Here is an 8171-nt window from a genome sequence, read left to right on the forward strand (position 1 = left end):
GGGCGAATTCCTCCCCATACATAAATGACAGGGGTTTCCATTCGCCCCCCTTACCAACCCCTAATTTTCGATGAAAACAACGACTCGCCACGACAATTAATGCGTAGCATGAGTCGCTGAGTCAATTCATGTATAGCTGTGAAGAGCGATCGGATCGGACAGTGAAACATACCCCCATCAGGGTCTTGAATAATCCAGACCTAAATCAGGAATATGACACGAGAGCGGAATTAGTCGAGCAACTCCTAGATATTGGTGCGGCCCTTTCGAGCACCTACGATCTCGGGGAGTTGTTAACCTTGATTTTGACAAAAAGTCGAGAAATTACCTGTAGCGATGCGGGCAGCGTCTATCTGGTAGACCGCAGGGACGAGGTACCCAAATTGTTATTTAAGGTAGCGCAAAATGCCTCTCGCCCGAACGTGTCCTTCCGGGAATTTGCCATACCCTTGACCCGTCAAAGCTTGTCCGGTTATGTGGCGCTGACGGGGGAAAGCCTCAACATACCCGATGCCTACAATCTGCCGCCCAACGTCCCCTATCAGCTCGAACAGAGTTTTGACCGAGATATTTCATACTATACCCGCTCTGTCATGGTACTGCCCATGCAAAACCGAGAAGGGGAAACCATCGGGGTCGTACAGTTGATCAATCGGAAGATCGAACCAGAACTGACGGTATCCGCAGACAATGCTCTAGAAGTCACCCAGCCCTATTCAGAATGGGAAGAACGAGTGGTGCGAAGTTTGGCTTCACAAGCGGCGATCTCCATTGAAAGAAATCAGCTACAAGAAAGTATTGAAAACCTGTTTGAAGGGTTTGTGAAAGCGTCGGTGCAGGTGATTGAAGCGCGGGATCCTTGTACCTATGGTCACTCGGAACGAGTAGCAGAACTAACCGTTCGCCTTTCGCAAGAAGCGAAAAACGTGACCTCCGGATCCTTGCGAGAGATCCACTTCAGCGATCGCCAAATTCAAGAAATTCGATACGCCGCGTTGTTGCATGATTTTGGCAAAGTAGGGGTTCCAGAAGCAATTTTAATCAAACAAAAAAAGCTCTATCCGGGTCAGCTTGAGGTGATCCGACACCGCTTCGCCTTAGCCAAGCGCACCCTGGAAATGGAATGCGCTCAAAATAAGTACAGGTATTTAATCGAACATCCAGCTCATCGACATCAGGAAACAGAAACAAGCTGCCCCCACTGTCAGGCGCTACAAGAGCGGGACAAGCAGCTAGAAAAAAGTATCGAGCATTTGGATAAGCATTGGAATTTGTTATTGGAGGCAAACGAGCCAAGGATTTTAGCCGAAGAGCCGCTAGCGCGCTTGCGGGAATTGTCTCAATACACTTATAAGGATGTAGACGGTCAGCTAAAGCCCTTGATTACCCCAGAGGAAATGGCTCAGCTACTCGTCACCAAAGGCAACCTAACGCCAGAAGAGCGTTTGTCAATCGAATATCACGTCACTCATACTTACGAATTTCTGAAGCGGATCCCTTGGACGGGGGATCTCAAAGAGGTGCCCACCATTGCCTACGGGCATCACGAAAAGCTAGACGGAAGCGGATACCCCAGAGGGTTAAGCCAGGCGGAAATTCCGATTCAAGCTCAGATTATGACCATTGCCGATATTTATGACGCCCTTACCGCAGGCGATCGCCCCTACAAGCGCGGATTGCCCGTAGAAGCAGCGATCGCGATCCTGCGCCAAGAAGCGGGGCAAAACAAAATTAACTCAGAATTTCTGGATTTATTCGAACATCGGCAAGTGTTTTCGGTATTGGGGCATAGTTTAGAAAAAGAAGTGGAGTTAGAAACAGCTTAGAAAAAAAAGGGTGCTGCCTAGGGGAGGGAGGATTCAGGGGAAACGCCAGGGAATGGCCGAGTGCCAGAGGGAAGCCGCGATCGAGATTCCATTTTCCACGGATGCGATCGCTCAACTCCGTAAAAATAGGGCGGAGGGAACAAGAAACCCGGGCACCGAGTCATTCCCGGGCAGTACATCCAGTAGAATAGAATCGCGGGACAGTGTAGCTTGCCGAACCCAGGAGAAAACCAGGAGCCAGAGTCGCCTCTGTGTCCAATAAAACCATTCATCCTCTCAGAGTGGATGAGTTATTTCACAGCAGTGGCGATCGCCGAGGACACAATAGAGCAGAAACGATTTCGCAGAAGGTTGCAATCTAAGTAAATCTGTTAATCTATAACAGAAGCAATCGGCGAGGGAGTGAATGACTCTATAATGAGTCCCAAGATTGTCGAACGTGGCTCAACGGGCAACTTCCCCTAAAGTCCCCCGAGGGGAGACGAAGAGACGAAGAAGCGAGTCGCCCAGCCGACAAGCTGAGTGCATGAGCCTCCAGATTGGAGGGGTCAACGCTTCGGAAAAAACGCGATCGGCACATCATCGGAGTATTCCACTCGCGGCAAACTGAAACGGTAGCGTACTCGAACATGTAAATGGGGGACTGAAGAAGAGTCAGTGGCTTTCAATACCTGTCGGTTCAGTGGCGAAGTGGAGGCTACACCCGTTGCCTGGGAAAGAGCTGTATAATAGCTCTCAATTTCCTTCTTTGGGCTTTCATCTCCGCCGGGGAAAACCGGGCAGGAGAGATTGGTCAAATTGTTTAGATAAAAGGTGTGAGGACAAGAGGGAAAAATGACTAAAGTATTGTGGAATTCTCTGTTGGTCAGTCCAGCAGTTTTAGGGGCGGTTTTAGTGGGAACCGCTGCAGCTCATGCGGCTGCACCCCTACCGAGCCAAGAGGCAAATCCCGCGAATTCAGCGATCGCGGAGGAAGCGCCCTTTCCAGAACTCGCAGAGGCGATCGCGCAAGCACGTGACGTGACCCCCTCTGTGGCGCAAACAGACAACTCCAATGTCTTAGAAAAGCTGAACCAGTACAGCCAGGAAGGAACTGGCAGCAACGTTATCGCTCAACCCGTCACTTCAGTGTCTCAGTTGAGGGACGTTCAACCCACTGACTGGGCCTTCCAAGCACTTCAATCCCTGGTAGAACGTTACCGTTGTATTGCTGGATATCCCGATGGTACCTTTCGCGGCAACCGAGCGCTCACCCGCTACGAATTTGCCGCCGGTTTAAACGCTTGTTTGGAACGAATCAACGAACTGATTGCCGCCGCAATCGAGAACATCGATATCGGCGATTTAACCGCCCTGGAAAGATTAGTCGAAGAGTTCTCCGCCGAACTGGCGACCCTGCGCGGTCGCGTGGACGCCCTAGAAGTGCGCGTTGCCGAACTCGAAGCCAATCAATTCTCCACCACCACCAAACTGCGGGGCGAATCCATCTTCGCTCTCGCCCTTTCTGAAGGAGGCAATAGCCTCGGCGGCGATACCGACAGTGGCGTGCAATTTGGCACCCGGACTCGCCTGAATTTCGACACCAGCTTCACCGGGGAAGATCTGCTCAGAACTCGACTCCAAGTGAATAATCTCGATGCCTTCTCCGGTACCAACACTTTCACGCCAGAAGGGGATCTGTGGTTCGGGGTGGGTCCTTATGACAATGGAGATACCAGCGTCAACTTAGACACTTTACTCTATGCCAGACAAATTGGTGCCGCCGATGTGGTATTTATGGCCAACGCCGGTGCGGCAGATGACTTTGCCAGCACCATCAACCCCTTAGATGGAGATGGTGGAAGCGGTGCCCTGTCGCGTTTTGGCACCCGCGCCCCCATTTACAACCTGGTTCGGGGAGCCGGACTCGGCTTGTCATTCGATGCAGGTCCTGCGGAAGTCAGCCTCGGCTACTTGGCGGAAAATGCAGGCGAACCTACCGAGCGCAATGGTTTGTTCGATGGCCCCTACGGTGCCCTGGCGCAAGTGGTGTTCAAGCCAGTTGAAGGCTTACAACTGGGTCTGACCTACGTGAATGCCTACCGCACGGACATGCAGACCGGTAGCCAATTCGCCACCCCGGTGGAATCTGTGGATCCGCCGGATGGTTTAACCACCATCAGCAACGCTTACGGCGCTCAACTCGGCTACGTGACCGGGGCCTTCTCCCTCGGCGGTTGGGTGGGCTTCACCAATGCTCGCATCCTCGACGAAGGGCTGAAAGGCGATCTGTCCATCTGGAACTGGGCCGTTACCCTGGGCGTGCAAGCCGGACCTCCGGGAAGCCAAGCCGGCTTAATCGTTGGCATGGAACCGAGAGTGACTGAGGACGACTTCGGTGGGGCGTTGGAAGACCCCAGTACTTCCATCCACATTGAAGGGTTTTACGAGTATCAGCTCACCGAAAACATTGCCATTACCCCGGGCTTTATCTGGTTGACAGCTCCGGATCACAACGACCTCAACGATGATGTGGTGATCGGTACCCTCAGAACCACGTTCCGGTTCTAGAAACAAGTTCCCCTCTCTTGTGGGGGCACCCCTGCCTCATCTGCTGCGATCGCGAGAGGGGGACTCTGGTTTCAGGAGTTCGGCTAAAGTTCAACTGAATGTAAAATTAAATATCGCGTGAGTGATAGTAAGCCCTTCCCCGAGGGCTTTTTTTGTTGGCTCTCTTAACCCAGCAAACTCCAGAGGAAAACCGGGGTATAATAAAATGAATTAGGCGATCGCTAGATGTCGCGGTCGGGAATGCCTGGAAATAAACCGTTCCGTCAGGGCGGTTGCCCCAAATCTGTGGGGAAATGTTTTAATTTGCAATTGCCTTAATTCAATCGCGATCGCATGGAAAATGAGGGCCGGGGGGCTTCCTGCGATGGGACCTACTGAGGCGATCGCGGTCTTGAACTACTTTATTTCCCCCCTTTCTATAAAAAAAGCTTATAACGAAGAATTGAGAACTGTGGAACTTTCATGTAAAAGTGAATACGCTCTGCTCGCTCTGCTGGAGTTAGCAGACCAATATCAGACAGGCGAACCGCTGCAAATTCGGCAAATAGCGGCTCAGCAAAATATACCCGATCGCTATTTAGAGCAACTCTTGGCTTCCTTACGGCGCGGGGGACTGGTTCGCAGTCAACGCGGCGCAAAAGGGGGCTATCTTCTCGCTCGCGAACCCTGGAAAATTACCTTACTCGAAGTTGTAAGTTGCATTGAAGGCTTGGAGGGTGCCGCCTCGGAAGAGGATGCCACCTCCAAAACCGTAGAAAGTGCAGTAGTTCGAGAGATGTGGCAAGAAGCAGTCGCCGCATCTCATGCGGTATTGCAAAACTACAGCATCCAAGACCTTTGCGAACAGCGCAATGCCAAGCAGCAGCTCGATATCATGTACTACATTTAGGCCAGGTGGGTTTGCGCTCCAAGCTACCCCAATCGGCATTAACGTTGAACACTAGAGAACAAACAACCCACAAATCCTATGCGTATTGCTCATAACATCACCGAGTTAGTTGGTCGAACCCCGTTAGTTCAACTCAACCGCATTCCACAAGCGGAAGGCTGTGTGGCTCGAATTGTGGTCAAGCTCGAAAGCATGAACCCCGCCGCCTCGGTCAAAGACCGAATTGGCGTCAATATGATTAATGTGGCGGAAAGTCAAGGGCAGATTACCCCCGGTGAAACCGTGTTGGTGGAACCTACCTCCGGGAATACCGGGATTGCCCTAGCAATGGCTGCTGCTGCGAAGGGGTATCAATTAATTTTGACCATGCCAGATACCATGAGTACGGAACGCCGTTCCATGTTGCGCGCTTATGGAGCGCAGTTGGAATTGACGCCGGGATTTGAGGGCATGAGTGGAGCCATTCGTCGGGCACAGGAAATCGTGGACAGTACCCCAAACGCTTATATGTTGCAGCAGTTTCGCAATCCGGCGAATCCGCAGGTTCATCGAGAGACCACCGGAGAAGAGATTTGGGCAGATACCGATGGTGAAGTTGATTTTTTAATTGCCGGAATTGGTACTGGGGGGACTCTGACCGGGGTTGCCGAAGTGCTCAAGCAAAAGAAGCCTTCATTTAAAGCGATCGCCGTAGAACCGACCAACAGTCCGGTGTTATCCGGCGGAAAACCCGGCCCCCACAAAATTCAGGGTATCGGTGCCGGGTTTATTCCCGAAGTGCTTAACGTGGACTTCATCGATGAGGTGATTGCAGTCAGCGATGAGGAAGCGATCGCCTACGGTCGTCGCCTCGCGCGCGAAGAAGGACTCCTCTCCGGCATTTCCTCCGGTGCCGCCCTCTGTGCCGCCATTCGTGTCGCCCAGCGCCCAGAAAATGAAGGCCGTCTGATCGTGATGGTTCAACCCAGTTTTGGCGAGCGCTACCTCAGCACCCCCCTGTTCCAAGATCCAGAACTGAGCGCCTCCCCAGTTCTCGCCAATCGCTAATCTCTTGTTCCGAAAATTGCCACTCAAAAAATAGCCCGCGTCGGCGGGCAATGTTTCGGATCGACGCCCTACCCTTCTAGGGTGCGGGGCTTTTTTCAATATAGCTGTCATTCCTACCTTTATCCCTCAAAGGCTAAACGCCTACACCTTCAAAGGTGTAGGCGTTTAATCGTCGCTCGCGAATTAACTAGAGCGGTTCTGCGCGCCGCACGGATAAAACGAATCTCAATCTAGAGAAACCGTTCTACCCGTTACCTGACGTGGATTACGGCAGCACATCATCAATGAACCGATTTTCCTGAAGTAATAACAGTTCGTTCAAATCCCGGAACTGTTGGTCGAAACTGCGGAAGCGAATGCCCGTATCGTTGCGGTACACCAGGTATTCCACAAACAGGACGCTACCATAGCGACCAAACTGAGCTGATTCCACCGTAGAACGCAGCAACAGATCGCCGATCGCTCCTTCATAGCGCAACACGAAGTTGGCGACTTCAGCTTTGAGGAGGTTAAAGACCTCTACCGCGTCAGCATTGTTCGGCGCTCGCGAGACCAGAGCTGCAAAATTGATGCTGTTGTAACCATCCGCCAGGGGAATTCCCGCTCTGCCAAAGGCAGTATTGGCGGCATTCAAAATCCCGAGAGTGTTAGGTCTCGCCAGAGCCGCTTGCACCAGAGGCGAGTTCAGTAATTGCCCCACGGGCACCCCTAACTGGTTGGAAAGCCCTTGCAAGAAGTTAAAGACTTCTGGACTGACGCCCGGTGGTATCCCTGGAGTTGGCGGCGTCGGCGGCGTCGGCGGCGTCGGGGTTGGCGGCGTCGGAGTTGGCGGCGTCGGCGGCGTCGGGGTTGGCGGCGTCGGGGTTGGCGTCGGCGGCGTCGGAGTTGGCGTCGGCGGCGTCGGAGTTGGCGTCGGCGGCGTCGGGGTTGGCGTCGGCGGCGTCGGGGTTGGCGTCGGCGGCGTCGGAGTTGGCGTCGGCGGCGTCGGTGTCGGCGTCGGAGTTGGCGTCGGTGTCGGCGTCGGTGTCGGCGTCGGAGTTGGTGTTGGCGTCGGTGGTGGTGCCACTGGCGTACCAATCGGAACCGCCGGCGTGATTGGAATCACTGGAGGCGGTGGCAGCACTGGAGAGACTGGAGATTGAGCCTCAGCCGGCTCTGTTGCTGCAATAGTTACTACAGATGCGGCAGCAGCCACGCCTGCAAAGAATAGGCGCGTTCCTGATGCCTTCAGTTTTGAGAATCGCTGTTTTCCGTTCATATTTACCACATCCCGCGAACAATCTTTACCCCAAACCAGTGGGGAGAAAGCGGTGCGGGTATAGCCGCTTTCTGTTGATAGTTTGCCCGGTTGCTTCTGGAGTCCCATTCAACCTAGAGGCAAACAATTCTGAGAGTATTTTGCTCGAGACGTCTACCATCTTAACCCACCCAGAAGTTAGGGAATTGGGTCGCGCTTTAAATATTTCTATAGCTTTGGCGCGATGGCAGAGTGAATATGGCTTACTCTGTGGTAAAAATGACACATTTCGCATTTCTACCGATAAGCAGTTAGCAAGTTAAGTTGCACTGAGAAAGAAAGGCACAGACAGTGGAGTGCTGCGAGGGGGCAGCGTTAAATCATCAGGGTGAAAGAAAAGTAGATTCCGGAGAGCTTAGCTATAAATAGGCGATCGCTTTGGTTAATCTTGGCCATTGGATGAATATCGGCGATCGCAATTGGGTGGGATGCTCCTAGTTTATGTTTTAATATTTTTTAACGGCAAGAACTCGCCGTTGTTTTTCCAATCATCAGAAATTAGGGTTGGTAAGGGGGAGAACGGAAACCCTCGTCATTTATGCGTAGGGAGGAGTTCTCCCCC

The 8171-nt window shown here is 52.7% G+C and carries 6 protein-coding genes; 5 read left to right on the plus strand and 1 reads right to left on the minus strand.

Annotated elements, in window-relative coordinates; all coding sequences use genetic code 11:
• The first annotated feature begins 128 nt into the window (after positions 1-128).
• The 4 genes from LKK83_RS17885 (at position 129) to cysK (ending at position 6312) form a co-directional block, all read left to right on the plus strand.
• Positions 129-1826 (plus strand): HD domain-containing phosphohydrolase, encoded by a 1698-nt coding sequence (locus LKK83_RS17885; RefSeq protein WP_324632622.1) that lies wholly within the window; start codon positions 129-131, stop codon positions 1824-1826.
• 834 nt (positions 1827-2660) lie between these two features.
• Positions 2661-4376, plus strand: a complete 1716-nt coding sequence (locus tag LKK83_RS17890) for an iron uptake porin (protein WP_324632623.1) — start codon at positions 2661-2663, stop codon at positions 4374-4376.
• 451 nt (positions 4377-4827) lie between these two features.
• Entirely contained in the window at positions 4828-5265 is a 438-nt protein-coding gene (locus LKK83_RS17895; protein ID WP_324632628.1) for an RrF2 family transcriptional regulator, read from the plus strand.
• 78 nt (positions 5266-5343) lie between these two features.
• Positions 5344-6312 carry a cysteine synthase A gene (cysK, locus tag LKK83_RS17900; RefSeq protein WP_324632624.1) on the plus strand — a complete coding sequence of 323 codons (969 nt, stop codon included), beginning with the start codon at positions 5344-5346 and terminating at the stop codon, positions 6310-6312.
• A 265-nt stretch (positions 6313-6577) separates the two neighbouring features.
• On the opposite strand, the gene LKK83_RS17905 is transcribed toward cysK, so the two are convergent.
• On the minus strand, positions 6578-7678 hold the full coding sequence (locus LKK83_RS17905) for a hypothetical protein (RefSeq protein ID WP_324632625.1): 1101 nt from the start codon (positions 7676-7678) through the stop codon (positions 6578-6580).
• A 32-nt stretch (positions 7679-7710) separates the two neighbouring features.
• Between LKK83_RS17905 and LKK83_RS17910 the strand changes: the two genes are divergently transcribed.
• Entirely contained in the window at positions 7711-7872 is a 162-nt protein-coding gene (locus LKK83_RS17910; protein WP_324632626.1) for a hypothetical protein, read from the plus strand.
• The last annotated feature ends 299 nt before the right edge of the window (positions 7873-8171 follow it).

The organism is Phormidium sp. CCY1219, from assembly GCF_035615515.1.
GTDB lineage: Bacteria > Cyanobacteriota > Cyanobacteriia > Cyanobacteriales > Laspinemataceae > CCY1219.